This is a genomic window from Streptomyces sp. NPDC005761 (assembly GCF_040630635.1).
Lineage (GTDB): Bacteria > Actinomycetota > Actinomycetes > Streptomycetales > Streptomycetaceae > Streptomyces.
In genome coordinates this window covers 25,624-43,188 of record NZ_JBEXXX010000012.1, presented here as the reverse complement: position 1 = coordinate 43,188, position 17,565 = coordinate 25,624, and the positions used below count along the sequence as shown (strand labels likewise).

The 17,565-nt window shown below is 70.3% G+C and carries 16 protein-coding genes; 11 read left to right on the top strand and 5 right to left on the bottom strand.

Features of this window, described 5'->3' with window-relative positions:
• Positions 1 to 194: 194 nt before the first annotated feature.
• The 4 genes from dnaK (at position 195) to ABZ434_RS14275 (ending at position 4,412) form a co-directional block, all read left to right on the top strand.
• Entirely contained in the window at positions 195 to 2,057 is a 1,863-nt protein-coding gene (dnaK, locus tag ABZ434_RS14290) for a molecular chaperone DnaK (RefSeq protein WP_359135368.1), read from the top strand.
• Positions 2,054 to 2,704, top strand: a complete 651-nt coding sequence (gene grpE / locus ABZ434_RS14285; protein ID WP_359135366.1) for a nucleotide exchange factor GrpE — start codon at positions 2,054 to 2,056, stop codon at positions 2,702 to 2,704. Before dnaK ends, grpE begins: the two co-directional genes overlap by 4 nt.
• Positions 2,705 to 2,773: 69 nt before the next feature.
• Positions 2,774 to 3,964, top strand: coding sequence for a molecular chaperone DnaJ (gene dnaJ / locus ABZ434_RS14280; protein ID WP_359135363.1), 1,191 nt, complete (start codon positions 2,774 to 2,776; stop codon positions 3,962 to 3,964).
• 1 nt (position 3,965) lies between these two features.
• Entirely contained in the window at positions 3,966 to 4,412 is a 447-nt protein-coding gene (locus ABZ434_RS14275) for a helix-turn-helix domain-containing protein (protein ID WP_014155378.1), read from the top strand.
• A 42-nt stretch (positions 4,413 to 4,454) separates the two neighbouring features.
• On the opposite strand, the gene ABZ434_RS14270 is transcribed toward ABZ434_RS14275, so the two are convergent.
• From ABZ434_RS14270 to ABZ434_RS14260, 3 genes are all read right to left on the bottom strand, one after another.
• Positions 4,455 to 5,486 (bottom strand): helix-turn-helix transcriptional regulator, encoded by a 1,032-nt coding sequence (locus ABZ434_RS14270; RefSeq protein ID WP_359135361.1) that lies wholly within the window; start codon positions 5,484 to 5,486, stop codon positions 4,455 to 4,457.
• Positions 5,483 to 6,463, bottom strand: a complete 981-nt coding sequence (locus ABZ434_RS14265) for a LuxR C-terminal-related transcriptional regulator (protein ID WP_359135359.1) — start codon at positions 6,461 to 6,463, stop codon at positions 5,483 to 5,485. The genes ABZ434_RS14270 and ABZ434_RS14265 overlap by 4 nt, the downstream gene beginning before the upstream one ends.
• A 188-nt stretch (positions 6,464 to 6,651) precedes the next feature.
• Entirely contained in the window at positions 6,652 to 7,662 is a 1,011-nt protein-coding gene (locus tag ABZ434_RS14260) for a helix-turn-helix transcriptional regulator (protein WP_359135357.1), read from the bottom strand.
• 366 nt (positions 7,663 to 8,028) lie between these two features.
• Between ABZ434_RS14260 and ABZ434_RS14255 the strand changes: the two genes are divergently transcribed.
• The 5 genes from ABZ434_RS14255 to ABZ434_RS14235 all read left to right on the top strand — a co-directional run bounded on the left by ABZ434_RS14255 (position 8,029) and on the right by ABZ434_RS14235 (position 12,129).
• The gene (locus tag ABZ434_RS14255) at positions 8,029 to 8,349 is read left to right on the top strand and encodes a (2Fe-2S)-binding protein (RefSeq protein WP_136314816.1); all 321 of its coding nucleotides are present in this window, start codon (positions 8,029 to 8,031) and stop codon (positions 8,347 to 8,349) included.
• A 200-nt stretch (positions 8,350 to 8,549) separates the two neighbouring features.
• Complete coding sequence (locus ABZ434_RS14250; RefSeq protein ID WP_359135355.1) at positions 8,550 to 9,422, top strand: hypothetical protein; 873 nt, start codon at positions 8,550 to 8,552, stop codon at positions 9,420 to 9,422.
• Entirely contained in the window at positions 9,419 to 10,600 is a 1,182-nt protein-coding gene (locus ABZ434_RS14245; RefSeq protein WP_359135353.1) for a hypothetical protein, read from the top strand. The genes ABZ434_RS14250 and ABZ434_RS14245 overlap by 4 nt, the downstream gene beginning before the upstream one ends.
• A gap of 71 nt (positions 10,601 to 10,671) precedes the next feature.
• Entirely contained in the window at positions 10,672 to 11,034 is a 363-nt protein-coding gene (locus ABZ434_RS14240; protein WP_359135351.1) for a hypothetical protein, read from the top strand.
• Positions 11,035 to 12,129, top strand: a complete 1,095-nt coding sequence (locus ABZ434_RS14235; RefSeq protein ID WP_359135349.1) for a caspase family protein — start codon at positions 11,035 to 11,037, stop codon at positions 12,127 to 12,129. It abuts the gene before it with no gap.
• Here ABZ434_RS14235 and ABZ434_RS14230 read toward each other — a convergent pair.
• Entirely contained in the window at positions 12,098 to 12,502 is a 405-nt protein-coding gene (locus tag ABZ434_RS14230; protein WP_359135347.1) for a pyridoxamine 5'-phosphate oxidase family protein, read from the bottom strand. The two genes, ABZ434_RS14235 and ABZ434_RS14230, sit on opposite strands and share 32 nt — an antisense overlap.
• Before the next feature lie 189 nt (positions 12,503 to 12,691).
• Here ABZ434_RS14230 and clpB point away from each other — a divergent pair, with 189 nt between their 5' ends.
• Together clpB and ABZ434_RS14220 are read left to right on the top strand one after the other, a co-directional pair.
• Complete coding sequence (clpB, locus tag ABZ434_RS14225) at positions 12,692 to 15,286, top strand: ATP-dependent chaperone ClpB (RefSeq protein ID WP_359135345.1); 2,595 nt, start codon at positions 12,692 to 12,694, stop codon at positions 15,284 to 15,286.
• Positions 15,287 to 15,436: 150 nt separating this feature from the next.
• On the top strand, positions 15,437 to 15,997 hold the full coding sequence (locus tag ABZ434_RS14220) for a YbjN domain-containing protein (RefSeq protein ID WP_359135343.1): 561 nt from the start codon (positions 15,437 to 15,439) through the stop codon (positions 15,995 to 15,997).
• A gap of 65 nt (positions 15,998 to 16,062) precedes the next feature.
• On the opposite strand, the gene ABZ434_RS14215 is transcribed toward ABZ434_RS14220, so the two are convergent.
• Positions 16,063 to 17,241 (bottom strand): pyridoxal phosphate-dependent aminotransferase, encoded by a 1,179-nt coding sequence (locus ABZ434_RS14215; RefSeq protein ID WP_359135341.1) that lies wholly within the window; start codon positions 17,239 to 17,241, stop codon positions 16,063 to 16,065.
• Between the last annotated feature and the right edge of the window lie 324 nt (positions 17,242 to 17,565).

Sequence of the window (17,565 nt, the reverse complement as noted above, 5' to 3'; positions counted from 1 at the left end):
CGTATGCGGGACGGATTGCCGACGCTTACCCGTATGTGCGGTGTGTCCGTGACCGCGAAGGTGAGCGTTTCAGCTGGTGGCGGGAGGTGCGTGCACGATAGTTGAGTCGACCCGACTCAGGTCTGTTGACTCTGGGACGGGTGTCATGCATCCTTGAGTCAGATCCACTCAAGTAGTCAGTTGGAGGAATTGAAATGGCACGTGCGGTCGGCATCGACCTGGGCACGACTAACTCCGTCGTCAGCGTTCTCGAAGGCGGCGAGCCCACCGTCATCACCAACGCCGAAGGCGCCAGGACCACGCCGTCCGTCGTCGCCTTCGCGAAGAACGGCGAGGTACTGGTCGGCGAGGTCGCCAAGCGCCAGGCAGTGACCAACGTCGACAGGACGATCCGTTCGGTCAAGCGCCACATGGGCACTGACTGGAAGATCGAGATCGACGGCAAGAGCTTCAACCCGCAGCAGATGAGCGCCTTCATCCTGCAGAAGCTCAAGCGTGACGCCGAGTCCTACCTGGGCGAGAAGGTGGCCGACGCGGTCATCACCGTCCCGGCGTACTTCAACGACTCCGAGCGTCAGGCGACGAAGGAGGCCGGCGAGATCGCGGGCCTGAACGTCCTGCGCATCGTCAACGAGCCGACGGCCGCCGCGCTGGCGTACGGGCTCGACAAGGACGACCAGACGATCCTCGTCTTCGACCTCGGTGGCGGCACCTTCGACGTGTCCCTCCTGGAGATCGGCGACGGCGTCGTCGAGGTGAAGGCCACCAACGGCGACAACCACCTCGGTGGTGACGACTGGGACCAGCGCGTCGTCGACTACCTGGTGAAGCAGTTCGCCAACGGGCACGGCGTGGACCTGTCCAAGGACAAGATGGCTCTCCAGCGTCTCCGCGAGGCCGCGGAGAAGGCGAAGATCGAGCTGTCGTCCTCGACGGAGACCTCGATCAACCTGCCGTACATCACGGCGTCGGCCGAGGGCCCGCTGCACCTGGACGAGAAGCTCACGCGCTCGCAGTTCCAGCAGCTCACCGCTGACCTCCTGGACCGCTGCAAGAACCCGTTCCAGAACGTCATCAAGGACGCGGGCATCCAGCTCTCCGAGATCGACCACGTCGTTCTCGTCGGTGGCTCGACCCGTATGCCGGCCGTCGCCGAGCTCGTCAAGGAGCTCACGGGCGGCCAGGAGGCCAACAAGGGCGTCAACCCGGACGAGGTCGTCGCCATCGGCGCCTCGCTCCAGGCCGGTGTCCTCAAGGGCGAGGTCAAGGACGTCCTGCTCCTTGACGTCACCCCGCTGTCCCTCGGCATCGAGACCAAGGGAGGGATCATGACCAAGCTCATCGAGCGCAACACCACGATCCCGACCAAGCGCTCCGAGATCTTCACGACGGCCGAGGACAACCAGCCGTCCGTGCAGATCCAGGTCTACCAGGGCGAGCGCGAGATCGCGGCGTACAACAAGAAGCTCGGGATGTTCGAGCTGACCGGTCTGCCGCCGGCCCCGCGCGGTGTGCCGCAGATCGAGGTCGCGTTCGACATCGACGCCAACGGCATCATGCACGTCGCTGCCAAGGACCTCGGCACCGGCAAGGAGCAGAAGATGACCGTCACCGGTGGCTCCTCGCTGCCGAAGGACGAGGTCAACCGGATGCGCGAAGAGGCCGAGCAGTACGCGGACGAGGACCACCGCCGTCGCGAGGCCGCCGAGTCCCGCAACCAGGGCGAGCAGCTCGTCTACCAGACGGAGAAGTTCCTCAAGGACAACGAGGACAAGGTCCCCGGCGACGTGAAGACGGAGGTGGAGACCGCGCTCACCGAGCTGAAGGAGAAGCTCAAGGGCGAGGACACCGCCGAGATCCGCACGGCCACCGAGAAGGTCGCGGCCGTCTCCCAGAAGCTGGGCCAGGCGATGTACGCCAACGCCCAGGCCGAGGGCGGCCCGCAGGGTGACCCGCAGCCGGGCGCCGGCCAGAGCCAGTCCTCCGACGGCACCGACGATGTCGTCGACGCCGAGATCGTCGACGACGAGAAGGACTCCAAGGGCGGTGCGGCGTGACCGAGGAGACTCCGGGCTTCGAGGAGAAGCCCGACGTCCCCTCCGGCGCCACCCCTGACGACGCCGAGCCGAAGGCCGCCACCCCCTCTTCGGAGGAGGCGGCGGCCCCGGCCGGGGACGCGAACCAGACGACGGCACTGACCGCACAGCTGGACCAGGTCCGCACCGCGCTCTCCGAGCGCACGGGCGACCTCCAGCGGCTCCAGGCCGAGTACCAGAACTACCGCCGCCGCGTGGAGCGGGACCGGGTCACGGTCAAGGAGATCGCAGTCGCGGGTCTCCTGTCCGATCTCCTGCCCGTGCTCGACGACGTCGGCCGGGCCCGCGAGCACGGTGAGCTCGTGGGCGGGTTCAAGTCGGTGGCCGAATCGCTGGAGACGGTCGTCGCCAAGCTCGGACTGCAGCAGTTCGGCAAGGAGGGCGAGCCCTTCGACCCGACGATCCACGAAGCCCTGATGCACAGTTACGCACCGGACGTCACCGAGACGACCTGCGTGGCGATCCTGCAGCCCGGCTACCGGATCGGCGAGCGCACCATCCGTCCCGCGCGAGTGGCGGTGGCCGAGCCCCAGCCGGGCGCGACCCCCGCGGCCGCGAAGGAAGAGGCGGCTGACGACGAGGAGAGCGGTGGCGGCGAGGAGGTCTGACTTCCCGTCCGACCACCTGGCAGCACATCACCCGGCCACCCGGCCGGGCGTCCGGAAGGAGGGACGTCGATGAGTACGAAGGACTTCGTCGAGAAGGACTACTACAAGGTTCTCGGCGTCCCGAAGGACGCCACCGACGCCGAGATCAAGAAGGCGTACCGGAAGCTCGCCCGCGAGTTCCACCCGGACGCCAACAAGGGCGACGACAAGGCGGAGGAGCGCTTCAAGGAGATCTCCGAGGCGAACGACGTCCTCGGTGACACCAAGAAGCGCAAGGAGTACGACGAGGCGCGCGCCCTCTTCGGCAACGGTGGCTTCCGCGCCGGACCCGGCGGGGCCCAGGGCAACTTCAACTTCGACCTGGGGGACCTCTTCGGAGGCGCCCCGGGCGGGGGCCAGCAGGGCGGTGCCGGAGGTTTCGGCGGCGGAGGCGGTCTGGGCGACGTCTTCGGCGGTCTCTTCAACCGGGGCGGCTCCGCCGGCACACGGGTGCAGCCGCGCCGCGGCCAGGACATCGAGTCCGAGGTGACGCTCAGCTTCACCGAGGCGGTCGACGGGGCCACGGTCCCGCTGCGGATGTCCAGCCAGGCACCCTGCAAGGCGTGTTCCGGGACCGGCGACAAGAACGGCACCCCCAGGGTGTGCCCGACCTGCGTCGGCACCGGTCAGGTCTCGCGCGGCAGCGGCGGCGGGTTCTCCCTCACCGACCCCTGTGTGGACTGCAAGGGCCGGGGCCTCATCGCCCAGGACCCCTGCGAGGTCTGCAAGGGCAGCGGCCGGGCGAAGTCGTCCCGCACCATGCAGGTCAGGATTCCGGCGGGCGTCCTCGACGGCCAGCGGATCCGGCTGCGCGGCAAGGGCGCCCCGGGCGAGCGCGGCGGACCGGCCGGCGACCTCTACGTCGTCGTCCACGTCGACGCCCACCCGGTCTTCGGCCGCAAGGGCGACAACCTCACGGTCACCGTGCCCGTCACCTTCACGGAGGCGGCACTCGGCGGTGAGGTGAAGGTCCCCACGCTCGGCGGACCGCCGGTCACCCTGAAGCTTCCGGCCGGCACGCCCAACGGGCGCACCATGCGGGCCCGGGGCAAGGGTGCGGTCCGCAAGGACGGCACCCGCGGCGACCTGCTGGTCACCGTAGAGGTGACGGTCCCCACGGAGCTGGGCCCCGAGGCCCGGGACGCGCTGGAGACCTACCGAAAGGCGACCGCGGACCAGGACCCGCGGGCGGAGCTGTTCCAGGCAGCGAAGGGAGCTTGAGGTGGACGGCCGACGACGTAATCCGTACCAGCTGACCGATGAATCCCCGGTGTACGTGATCTCGATCGCGGCCCAGCTCTCGGGCCTGCATCCGCAGACGCTGCGCCAGTACGACCGCCTCGGCCTGGTCTCGCCCGACCGCACGGCCGGGCGGGGCCGGCGCTACTCGGCCCGCGACATCGAGCTGCTGCGCACCGTGCAGCAGCTGTCGCAGGACGAGGGCATCAACCTGGCCGGCATCAAGCGCATCATCGAGCTGGAGAACCAGGTCGCAGCGCTCCAGCAGCGAGTCGCCGAGCTCTCGGCGGCCGTGGACGGGGCGGCGGTGGCCATGCAGCAGCGCGAGGCGCAGGTGCATGCCTCGTACCGCCGCGATCTGGTGCCGTATCAGGATGTGCAGCAGACCAGTGCCTTGGTGGTCTGGCGCCCGAAGCGGCCGAAGGACTGAACGAGGGCCCTGCCCCGTCGAGGAGCCCCTGGAAGGAGCCCGTCACCCCGGAACGCCGGGGGTGGCGGGCTCCTCCGCTGTGCGCGGTGCTGCGGGCTCTTCTGCCGTGCGCGGTGTGGCGCCTTCGGCGATGCCGTCGCGGACGAGGAGGGCGCCGAGTTGGGTGCGGCTGGTGGCGCCGAGGGTCTGCATGAGTTTGGAGATGTGGGCGCGGCAGGTGCGGACACTGATGCCCAGCCTGCGGGCGACGGCCTCGTCCTGGTTCCCCTCGATCAGGAGGCGGGCGATGCTCTGCTGGACGGCGGTGACGGGGGTGCCGGGGAGCGTGGTGGGGAGTTGCTGGGTGAACGGCGTGGCCCGGGCCCAGAGGGTCTCGTACATCTGGGCCAGGAAGGCGACGAGCGCGGGGTGGCGGATCTCCAGGGCGGTGGCGCGGTCCGCACTGGCGGGGAGGTAAGCGACCTTGCGGTCGAAGACGAGGAGCCGTTCGATGGCCTGCTCCAGCGTGCGCACGCGCAGGAGGCTGCTCGGCAGTTGGTCCATGTACTCCCTGAGCGCCGGGCTGTAGCGCGCGGAATGCTGGTAGATATGACGCAGCCGCACGCCTCGCTCGACGGTGGGCAGGGTGCCGGACAGTGCCGTCTGCAGCTCTTCGGGCGGCCGTGTGCTGCCGGGCTGGATCGTGAGGATCTCGTCGTCCGTCTCGTACAGCGTGCGGCTGATGGCTGCCTGGATGGCCGCGGGCCCGACGAGGACGTTGATGGCGAGATGCGGGGCACCGCTGAAGGAGGTGGCCAGCGGTACCAGGGTCCTGGCCAGACGGTCGGAGGCCCGGACCCGGTCGAGGAGCCCTTCGGCCACGGGGTGCAGCAGGTGCGCGAGGGCCGCTGACGGCGGCACGGGGCGCAGGAGCCGGCTGTCGTCGGGGTCGGGCAGGAGGAGCGCCGTGTCGATGAGGCAGGGCGCCGGTTCGACGGCGGACCTGGTGATCGCGCCCCTGGCCACCGCGTCGGCGTACAGGCTGACCGCCTCGTCGCAGAGCTCCCGGCCGTGGTGGGGGTGTGAGGGCGTCATGAACGGCCGGGTTCCACGACGCCGGACTGGACGAGCAGTGCGCCGAGTTGGGTGCGACTGGTGGCGCCGAGGGTCTGCATGAGTCTGGAGATGTGGGCGCGGCAGGTGCGGACGCTGATGCCCAGCTTGCGGGCCACCACCTGGTCGACGTGTCCTTCGACGAGGAGGCGCGCGATGCTCTGCTGGACCGTGGTGACCGAGGCGCTCGGCCTGGCCGCGCGCAGGGGCTCCGTGAGAGGGGTGGCCTGGGCCCACAGGACCTCGTACACCTGGATCAGGTAGCGGACGAGTGCGGGGTGGCGGATCTCCAGGGCCACGTCGCGCTTGGCGCTCGCGGGTATGAAGGCCACGGCGCGGTCGAAGATGAAGAGCCGCTCGACGGTCTGCTCGATGGTGCGGACCTGGATGTGGCCGGGTGGAACCTCGTTCAGATACGCCTTGACGGCCGGACTGTACCGAGCCGGGTGCTGGTAGATGTGGCGGAGGGTGGCGCCGCGCTCGACCGTGGACAGGGCGCGTGACAGCGCCTTCCTGAGCTGGTCCACCGGGCGGGTGCTTCCCGGTTGCAGCGTCAGGATCTCCTCCTGCGCGCCGTCCAGGGCGTTCTGGATGGTCGTCTCGATCAGGGGGAGGCCTTCGAGCACGGTGATCGCGAGATTGGGGTCCGTGCTGGCGACGGAGGCGAGGGGAGCCAGCGAATCGGCCAGTGCGGCGGAGAGCCTGATGCGCTCGTGTATCTCGCGTACGACGGGCTGCAGCAGGTGGGTGAGGGCTGCGGACGGCGGAACCGGACGTATCCAGGCAGGGTCCTGGGGGTCGGGATGCACCAGTGCCAGCTCGACGAGGCAGGGCGCGGGCTCCAGGGCGGCCCTGGGTATCCGTCCCGCGCTCAGCGCCTCGGTGTAGATCCTGACCGCCGCGTCACACAGTTCGAGGTCCCCATGCGGGTGTACGGGTGTGTCCCCATCCCTGCCCATTCGGGACCCCCCACTTTTGGCAGTGCAGCAAGATGACGGTGGTGGAAGCGTAGTCCTCGGGCCAGTGTGGGCGTGTCGGGGGAGCCGGGAACTCCCCCGGCTGAACAAGGGATGTGGCCGCGCTTCTCCCCCGTTGCGTGGCTGCGCCCGTCCGGCCCGGGGGTGGGGATCTTTCGGGGCCGGTCCGGTCAGGAATCCTGGTCGAGGATTCCTGACCGGGCGATCAGGTAGCCGAGCTGGGCGCGGCTGTTGCTGCCGAGAGCGGCATTCAGCTTGGCGACGTGTGCTCGGCATGTGCGGACGTTCATCCCGAGCCGGCGTGCGATCGAGTCGTCCACGTGGCCCTCGACGAGCAGTTGGGCGATGGCGCGCTGAACACCGCTGATGCCTCGGGGAATCGGGTCGTACTTGATCTCCTCGCGGAGCGGAGCGGCTCGGGCCCAGAGTTGCTCGAATACGTTGACGAGGTATTCGACCAGTCCGGGATGCCGCAGTTCCAGGGCGATTTGCCGGTCGTCCGTCGCGGGAATGAACGCGACCGTACGGTCGAAAATGATGAGCCGTTCGATGAGTTCTTCGAGGGTCCGGATCTCCACGTTGTCGTCGGCGATCTGCTCGGCGTACGCGAGGGTGCCGGGGCTGTGGCGGACGGTGTGCTGGTAGAGGGTGCGGATGCTGACCCCGCGGTCCACCACGGAGAGGCCGCGCTCCAGGGCCTCGCTGAGGCGGTCCTCGCTCCTGCCGCCGCCGGGCTGGACGGTGAGGACCTCGGTCCGGCACTCTGCAGTGGCCAGATCGAGTGCGGCGTTGATCCGGTTGAAGCCTTCCAGCACGGTGATGGCGTGGGTGGTCGGTGGATCCTGCGCGCTGATGTCCATGAACGGCCCGAACGACTCCGCCAGCCGGACCGAGTGCTGTCGTCGTTCCTGGATCTCGCGTTCGATGGGGTGCAGATGCTTCGCCAGTGCGGCCGACGGCGGAACGGGCCTGAGCCAGGCGGCGTCGTCGGGGTCGGGGTGCAGCAGCGCGAAGTCCATGAGGCAGGGCGCCGGCTCTACTTCGGTCCGCGCTATGCGACCTGAACGCAGCGCACTTGCGTAGAGGCGCCTTCCTTCGTCGCAGAGTTCAGTGATGCCGTGAGGATGTGTCTGCTTTGTATCACTTGTGACCATATCTCCACCCCCCAGGTTCCTGAACATGCAGGAACATGATGCATCGACTCGGTGGTGTTCGTGTGCCCAGGTGAGACATCGTCTTAGGTGCGGGGGAGAAGAATCCACAAGTGAGGACGAAGCCGACTATGTATAAGCGAATGCTTCGCTCGGCGCTTGCCGCCTCGTTCGTCGCGGCTCTGAGCCTTGGGGCCCTGAGCGGCAGCGACATCGCCTGGACGAGCGGGGCCGGGTCCGCGGCAGGCGACATCGCCTGGTCGAATCAGGCGGACGCACCTGGCGACATTGCCTGGCTCGGCGGGAATGCCGCTCCGGATGACATTGCGTGGAGTGTCGAGGCTGCATCGCCGGGTGATATCGCCTGGTCCACTCCGAACCACGTGAGCGTCTGACATGACCACCCCGCCGGACGACCGGACCTTCCGGCGAGAGATGGCAACCGCCTACCGCTCAGGGTGGCATTTCATCGACCTCGTCACGGCACTCCCCCACCGTGGTGATTCGTTGATGGTCACTCTGTTCGGCGACCCGGTCGTCGTCGCCCGAGAGGACGACGGGGAACTGCGCGCCTACCGGTGCCTTCGCAAGCCGCGCGGAGCGCCGCAGCCCGTGCGCTGTGCCATTCGGTACGACATGATTTTTGTGAACCTCGCGCAGCGTGACCACCAGCTGTTCGAGCCCGAAGCCATCTCCGCCACCCCCCGCAGTGCCTGAGCGATCCCCCGTCGTTCCACGTCGCTCAGTCACTCCCCCACACAACGGCGCCACCGTGACCTGAACACGGTGGCGCCGTTGTGCTTTTCCCAAAGTGGTTTTCCGGCCGCCAGTTGCCCAGAAGTCGAGTTGACTTTCATCCCCGATGTGGGCAGGGTCACATTTCTCCATGCTCCTTCCCTCCATTCCAAGGGTCATTCATGAGCGGACACGACGTCGAGAAACTGCCGGGCTGGCGCGGAGGCGACGGCAACGCCGCGTACCTCGACAAGACATTGCGCCACCACGACGTCGAAATCTCCTTCGACGACACGGTGAACTGGAAGGTCTTCCTCACGGTGTGGCTGCGGGCCGCCGGCGTGGGGTTCGGGGTGTTCCTCTTCTTCGGCTTCATCGGGCTCATCACCCTGGCCGGTGACCCGGAGAGTGGTCTGGGCCTCATGGGGATCGGGCTGCAGATCTCCATCATCGCGTTCGTCGTCGTCTTCCTCGCCTCGAAGGTCACCGAGCCGATCGGTGAGTGGCGGGTTCTGCTGGCCGACCAGTGGATGCACACCGAATCCGCGTACAGCGAGATCGCCAGGGTCGTGCAGGAGCGCCGGCTGCCGATCGTCCCCGTGTTCCGGCGCATCCGTACCGGGGGCCGTCATCCGTACGTGACCCACCGGATGGTGCTCCAGGACGGGAGTTACGTCGCGTACCTCTCGGTGTTCCCCTACGGCACCAGCCTCTACATGGGCTGGGTGATGTGGCGCAACCGGCGGGGCACCGAGATCGTCGGGCAGTTCTTCTCCGACTTCTTCAGGGGCTTCGGCGGCACCGACATGGAGAAGGTGATGATGCGGACCGAGCCGCCGCGCGCCATGCGCGAGGCGCTGCACGCGGCCGCCAGGGAGGGACTGCACGTCGCCGTCGACGGACGCACCGTCTCGCCCGAACTGGCCTTCCCCCACGGCCTCCCGCACATCGAGGAGGACGTCGCGGCCCCCCTCCCCGTCCAGGCCCAGGCGCCCACCCCGATGCCGCCGCCGCCCGTACCGCCCCGGCAGCCCTGGACGGAGGGCGGCCGTTGACGGCACCCGGTGTGCCCGCCGGGGTGCTGACCGCCGCCTCCCAGCAGGGGGTGTGGGCGTGGGTCGCGGTGCGGCTCGCGCCCGCCGCCGCGCTCGATGACCACCGGGGGTACGCGGACGTCCCCGAGGAACAGCGCAGGACACAGGCCGTCGGCCAGGAGCTGGCCTGGCTGGAGGCGTTGCTCGCGCTCGGCCCGGGCTTCCGCTTCGAACTGCGCCTGCGCAACGACCCGTCCGCGCGGCTGCTGCACGGCGCGCTCCTCGGCCAGGCCCGCGGCGCGGACCAGGACTCGGCGGTACGGGCCGCACTCGCCCTGCGTGACCGGCTCACGGCCGGCCCGCGCCACGTACGCGCGGACCCCGTGTTCGACACCGACGAGGTGCGCGACTGGCTCGTGCCCTTCACCCCGCACCCCGAAGGTCTCGCCGAGCTCCGCAAACCACTGGCGCACGCGCCCTGCACCCGGCGCGACACCGGGCGCACCACTTCCTTCGCCGTCTCGCCGCTGCGCTGGTCCGCGCATTCCTGGGAGCCGTTCTGGGCCGAACTCGGCCGGCTGCCGTACCCGGCCGTCGCCGGGATCTGTCTGGAGCCGTACACCGTCACGGAAGACGTGCGGCTCGCCTTCCGGATGCTCGCGGACGAGTACGCGCGGCTCACCGCCCCGGGGCAGGTGCGCCCGACCTGGAACGTGGCCGAGGCCCCGGACATGTTCGCGAGCCAGGCTCTGCCGCTCCTTCAGGACGCGGTGCGCCGCTACGCCGGGCCGGCCTGCCGGTCCCGCATCTCCCTGGCGTGCGCCGAGGCGCTGCCGCCCGGTCTCGCCGAGCAGTTCGGCGCCACCGCGGGCGGGGCCGTGGTGTGCCGGCCACCGGCCCAGGAGCGGGCGGCGGCGTGGGCCAACACGGCGGGACTCAACAGGAACACGCTGCCCATGACCTATGCGCAGGGTGCTCCCGCGCATGTCCTCAATCCGGTGGAGCGGCTGCTGACGGATCTGCTGGACGCGTCGGAGGCGGCTGCCGCCTTCCGCCTCCCCTACGAAGTGCCGGGTCATCACCCGCTGTTCGCGAGCCCCGGGCGGGTGCCGCGACCGCGGACGGCGCCCGGCCCGGTACGGGGCAGGCAGCCGGTGCCGCCCGGCGGGGATCCGGGCGCGCCACGGTTCGACTGCTGAGCCCAGGCCCGGGCCGAGGTGTCCCGCACCGCTTCCGAGACCACGCAGGTGAACGAGAAAGAAGGCAGTCCGTGCAGGAGTACGTCATCGAGTTCCCCGGTACCGGCGCCGCGGCCGACGCGCACGCCCGCGATCTGGCCGGCTGGCTGGACGACAGCGGGGAGCTGCGCGGTGCCTCCCGGGTCCGGATGGTGCCGGCCGCACCGGGGGAGCAGGGCGGCGCGGCCGACGCGGTCATGGTGCTGGCCGCCGGTGCGCCGCTGTACGTGCCGTTCTTCAACTGGCTCGTCGAACGGCGCAAGGCAGGCCGGGTCATGGTGCGGGTGGTGCGTCCCGACGGCACGGAGCAGGAGATCGAGGCGGGCGACGCGGACGACGCCGTACGGCTGCTCGGCGAGGTGCAGCGAGCGCTGGGCGTGACCGGGGAGGAGTAGGTGAGCCGGCCGTCGCCCGAACCGGTGGTCCCCGACGGGATGAACTCGCGCCTGCTGCTCGTGGGCGCGTCGTCCTTCGTCCGGGGTCTGCCGCCGCTGCCCGCGGCAGCGGCCGATGTGCGGGATCTGTCGCAGGCGTTCACCGGCCCCGACGGCCTGTTCGACCCGTCCTCGCTGATCGCCCTGACCGACCCCGTGGAGACGGCGCACGTGCTGGGACCCCTGGCGTCCTACGCGGAGCTCGCCGCCCCGCTCGACCTGCTGCTCCTCTACTACGCGGGCCACGGGGTGAACGACGCGGCGAATCGGCTGTGCCTCGCGCTTCCCGGCACCGCCGACCTCCCGCACGCGGCCCGGCGCACCTCGCTCCCCGTCGACGACGTGCTCGCCGTGATGGGCACCGTGCGCGCCCGGCACAGGGTCCTGATCCTGGACTGCTGCTACGCGGGCCGTGCCCTGGACGCCCCGGGGGCCGCCGACGTCCACCTCGTGCTGGCGTGCGACCGGACCAGCAGGGCGAGCACCGATCCCTCGGGCCGGGGCAACACGCACTTCACGGCGGAGCTGCTGCGCCGGCTGACGGAGGGCGAGCCTGACGGGCCCTCCCACCTCGTCCTGGGCGAGCTCTACCGGGGCCTGGCCGAGATGCTGCCCGGCCGCTCACCGCTGGGGCCGCCACGCCCGCTCCAGCGTGCGGTGGACCTGAGCGGGGACCTGGCCCTGGCACGCAATCCCGCGTACGGGACGGGGCGCAGCGCCGCGGGTCTCGCGCTGCGGGCCCGGCAGGCGGAACGGACCGGCCGGGCCGGTCACGCACGCCGGGCGGCCGCGCTGTTCGCCGCGATCGCGGCCGACGCCTCGGGCGGGCCGGCCCCGGGGCGCGAGCCGCTGCGCTACCGGCGGGCGCAGGCGGCCTGGACCGGGGCGTCGGGCGATCCCGGAGCCGCCGCCGGACTGCTCGGCGCGGTCGTCGCGCAGATGGAGGCCGAGCTGTCCGGGGACGACGACGAGCTGCGGGCCGCCCGCGCGAGCCTGGCGCACTGGAGCACCGAGGCGGGAGCGGTCACCCCCGGCCGAGCGCCCGGTCCAGGGTGATCTCGATGACGATCCGGTCCGGGTTGGGCGACGGCGTGCGCTCGTAGCGCTCCGTGTGGCGGCGTACCGCGTCCTCGACCCTGTCCTGCTCCGTACGCACCCTGGCCACGCCCTCCAGGGTCGCCCAGCGGCGCCCGTGCACCTGGCAGGCCGCGACACGGGCACCGTCCGGGCCCGCGGCCAGGATGTTGGCGACCTTGCGGCTGTGCCTGTTGGTGATGATGCGGGCGAGACCGGCCTCGGGGTCGTACGTCACGCACACGGGCACCACGTGCGGGGTGCCGTCGGAGCGGGGTGTGGTGAGGGTGGAGTAGTGGGACTCGCGCCAGAAGGCGAGGTACTCCGGGCCGGGGTTGCGTACGTCGACTGCCATGGGATCAGCGTAGGCAGCCCGGGGCCGCTCTCCGGTGGCGGGTGAACGAAGCGGCCGGTTCACTCGGAACGGAATCGAGGTCCTGGAAGCGTCACCATTTTGCCTTGAGTGGAATAGACTCAACTTTGTGCACGTTGATCGTGTCAGTAGTGAGGACGGACCAGTCATCGCAAGGAGGAGAGAGCGCACGTGGACGCCGAGCTGACCAACAGGAGCCGGGACGCCATCAACGCGGCGACCAACAGGGCCGTGAAGGACGGGCATCCCGATCTGACCCCGGGGCATCTGCTGCTCGCGCTGCTCTCGGGCGAGGACAACGAGAACCTCGTCGATCTGCTGGCCGCCGTGGAGGCGGACCAGATCGCCGTACGTACCGAAACCGAGCGGCTCCTGGGCGGGCAGCCCAGCGTGACCGGGTCGACCGTCGCGCCGCCGCAGCCCAACCGCGAGCTGCTCGCCGTCATCGCCGACGCCGCCCAGCGGGCGAAGGAGCTCGGGGACGACTACATCTCCACCGAGCACCTGCTCATCGGCATCGCCGCCGAGGGCGGCCGCGCCGGTGAGATCCTCGACGGGCAGGGCGCCAGTGCGAAGAGGCTGCTGGACGCATTCGAGAAGAGCAGGGGAGGACGCCGGGTGAGCACACCCGACCCGGAGGGCCAGTACAAGGCCCTGGAGAAATTCGGTACGGACTTCACCGCGGCCGCGCGCGAGGGCAAGCTCGACCCGGTCATCGGGCGCGACCAGGAGATCCGTCGCGTCGTCCAGGTGCTCTCACGGCGCACCAAGAACAACCCGGTGCTCATCGGTGAGCCCGGCGTCGGCAAGACGGCCGTCGTGGAAGGGCTCGCCCAGCGCATCGTCAAGGGCGACGTCCCCGAGTCCCTGAAGAACAAGCGGCTCGTCTCGCTGGACCTGGGCGCCATGGTCGCGGGCGCGAAGTACCGCGGCGAGTTCGAGGAGCGGCTGAAGACCGTCCTCTCCGAGATCAAGGAGAGCGACGGCCAGATCATCACGTTCATCGACGAGCTCCACACCGTCGTCGGCGCGGGCGCCGGAGGCGACTCCGCCATGGACGCGGGCAACATGCTCAAGCCCATGCTGGCCCGGGGTGAACTGCGGATGGTCGGCGCCACCACGCTCGACGAGTACCGCGAGCGGATCGAGAAGGACCCCGCGCTGGAGCGCCGCTTCCAGCAGGTGCTCGTGGCCGAGCCCTCCGTCGAGGACACCATCGCGATCCTGCGAGGACTCAAGGGGCGCTACGAGGCCCACCACAAGGTGCAGATCGCGGACGCCTCCCTCGTCGCCGCCGCCACGCTTTCCGACCGCTACATCACCTCCCGCTTCCTTCCCGACAAGGCCATCGACCTCGTCGACGAGGCGGCCTCCAGGCTGCGCATGGAGATCGACTCCTCGCCCGTCGAGATCGATGAACTCCAGCGCTCCGTGGACCGGTTGCACATGGAGGAGCTGGCCCTCAAGAACGAGACCGACCCGGCGTCCAGGCAGCGGCTGGAGAAGCTGCGCCGCGACCTCGCCGACAAGGAGGAGGAGCTGCGCGGCCTCAACGCCCGCTGGGACAAGGAGAAGCAGGGCCTGGAACGCGTAGGCGACCTCAAGGAGCGCCTCGACGAACTGCACGGCCAGGCCGAACGGGCCCAGCGCGACGGCGACTTCGACACCGCCTCCAAGCTGCTGTACGGAGAGATCCCGGGTCTCGAGCGGGAGCTGGCCGAGGCGGCCGAGGCCGAGCAGGAGGCCGCGAAGGAGCCCAAGGAGACCCTGGTCAAGGACGAGGTGGGACCGGACGACATCGCCGATGTCGTCGGTGCCTGGACCGGCATCCCGGCCGGCCGTCTGCTGGAGGGCGAGACCCAGAAGCTGCTGCGCATGGAGCAGGAGCTGGGCAAGCGGCTCATCGGCCAGAGCGAGGCCGTGCAGGCCGTCTCGGACGCGGTACGCCGCACCCGGGCCGGTATCGCCGACCCCGACCGGCCCACCGGATCGTTCCTCTTCCTCGGCCCGACCGGTGTCGGCAAGACCGAGCTGGCGAAGGCGCTCGCGGACTTCCTCTTCGACGACGAGCGGGCCATGGTCCGCATCGACATGAGCGAGTACGGCGAGAAGCACAGCGTGGCCCGGCTGGTCGGCGCCCCGCCCGGGTACGTCGGCTACGAGGAGGGCGGCCAGCTCACGGAGGCGGTCCGCCGCCGCCCGTACAGCGTCGTCCTGCTGGACGAGGTGGAGAAGGCGCACCCCGAGGTCTTCGACATCCTGCTCCAGGTCCTCGACGACGGCCGGCTCACCGACGGGCAGGGCCGGACGGTGGACTTCCGCAACACCATCCTGATCCTGACGTCCAACCTCGGCAGCCAGTACCTGGTCGACCCCCTGACCAAGCCCGAGGTGAAGAAGCAGCAGGTCCTGGAGGTCGTGCGGGCCTCGTTCAAGCCGGAGTTCCTCAACCGGCTCGACGACCTGGTGGTCTTCTCCGCCCTGTCCGGCGACGAGCTCGCCCACATCGCGGGGCTCCAGATCGACCGGCTCGCGAAGCGCCTGGCCGACCGGCGGCTCACCCTCGACGTCACCCCCGCCGCCCTGGCCTGGCTGGCCGAGGAGGGCAACGACCCGGCCTACGGGGCCCGGCCGCTGCGCCGCCTCATCCAGACGGCGATCGGCGACCGGCTCGCGAAGGAGATCCTGGCGGGTGAGATCACGGACGGTGACACGGTCCGCGTCGACCGGGCAGGCGACGGCCTGACCGTCGGCGCCGCGACGTGAGCGACGCCCACGCGGCGTAACCGGAACCCTTCTGCGGCCCCGGTCCCACCGGCTGGATATCAGCTTGTGGCGGATCGGGGCCGTGCGGGCTTGCCATGCCCCGCCCGGGATGGGAGAGGATGGCAGCCAACCGCACGAAGGGAAATTACGGTGAGCATCGATCCGTCCTCGATTCCTAACTTCGGGGGCCAGCCCGAACCGCAGGCGGCAGGACCGGAGGGCCCCGTCGTCCCTGACCAGGACCTCGTCAAGCAGCTCCTGGAGCAGATGGAGCTGAAGTACGTCGTCGACGACGAGGGCGACCTCGCGGCGCCGTGGGAAGACTTCCGCACCTACTTCATGTTCCGTGGCGAGGGCGAGCAGCAGGTCTTCTCGGTCCGTACGTTCTACGACCGCCCGCACGACACGGACCAGCGCCCGGTCCTCCTCGACGCGATCGACGACTGGAACCGCCGCACCCTGTGGCCCAAGGTCTACACGCACACCCACGAGCCCGAGGAGGGCTCCGAGGACACCGGCACCTCGGTCCGGCTCATCGGTGAGGCGCAGATGCTCATCGGCACCGGCGTCTCCCTGGAGCACTTCGTCTCCTCGACGGTCAGCTGGGTGCGCGCCTCCATCGAGTTCGACAAGTGGCTCCTGGAGCGCCTCGGTCTGGCGCCCGCCGAGGAGAAGGCGGAAGGCACGGAGCAGGCCGCTCCGGACGCCTGAGCCACGCGCGACGCCGGCACGGCGCGGGGAACGGTCCCGACGGACCGCCCCCGCGCTGTGCTGTGTCACATGGCCCTGAGCCGTGAGACGGCCTCCTCCAGCACCTCCGTGCGCTTGCAGAAGGTGAAGCGCACGAAGGGCGCCCCCTGCTCCCGGTGGTCGTAGAAGACGGCGTTGGGGACGGCCACGACCCCCGAACGCTCCGGCAGCGCCCGGCAGAACGCGATGCCGTCGCCGCCGTGGCCCAGCGGGCGGATGTCGGTGGTGACGAAGTACGTGCCGGCCGGGCGGTAGACCGCGAACCCGGCCTCGGCGAGCCCGTCGCAGAGCAGGTCCCGCTTGGCCCGCAGATCGGCGCGCAGACCCTCGAAGAAGCTGTCCGGCAGCTGCAGGGCCTCGGCGACCGCGTACTGGAGCGGCCCGCCGGAGACGTACGTCAGGTACTGCTTGGCCGAGCGCACCGCCGCCACCAGCTCGGGGCTCGCGGTGATCCAGCCGATCTTCCAGCCGGTGAACGAGTACGTCTTGCCCGCCGAGCTGATGGTGACCGTCCGTTCGCGCATTCCCGGGAAGCCGGCGAGCGGCAGGTGCTCGCCCTCGAAGACCAGGTGCTCGTAGACCTCGTCGGTGACCACGAGGAGATCGCGTTCGCACGCCAGCTCGGCGATCGCGCCGAGTTCCTCGCGGCTCAGGACGGTGCCGGTGGGGTTGTGCGGGGTGTTGAGCAGCAGCAGCCGGGTGCGCGGGGTGACGGCGGCGCGCAGTTCGTCGAGGTCCAGCCGGTAGGTGCCGGTGGACGGTTCGGGGCGCAGGGTCACGGGGACGCGGGTGGCGCCCGCCATGGCGATGCAGGCGGCGTACGAGTCGTAGTACGGCTCCAGCGCGACGACCTCGTCCCCCGGCTCCAGGAGTGCCAGGAGCGAGGCCGCGATGGCCTCGGTGGCGCCCGCGGTGACGAGGACCTCGGTGTCGGGGTCGTACCGGAGGCCGTAGCGCCGCTGCTGGTGGGCGGTGATCGCGGTGCGCAGCTCGGGGACGCCGGGCCCGGGCGGGTATTGGTTTCCGTGCCCGGCGCGCAGCGCACGCACCGCGGCCTCGCGGACCTCCTCGGGGCCGTCGGTGTCGGGGAAGCCCTGGCCGAGGTTGATGGCGCCGGTGCGGACGGCCAGCGCGGACATCTCCGCGAAGATCGTCGTACCGAACTCGGCGAGGCGGCGGTTGAGCAGCGGTCGTCCCTGTGTCATGACCGCCATCCTGTGCGGAAGCTCTGGAGTTCCTCAAGTCTGCTTTGGCCGTACGAGGGCGGGGGCATCCCCCTGACACGCGGGAATCGGTACGGAGCGGGGGACATCGCTTCGGGGGACGGAAGGGCGTGAGGTCCGTGATGGGTGTGTTCATCGGGGTGATGGTGGTCGTGGGGGTCGTGCTCCTCGTCGTGATGATGGCGAGCGCGGGAAGCAGCGGGAGCCCGCTGGGCCGGGGTGGGCGGCGCGGGGCGGCAGGCAGCGGAGCTGCCGGTGGCGGCGCGAGCGGCGGCAGCTGGTGGGCCGGGGACGGGGGCAGTGACT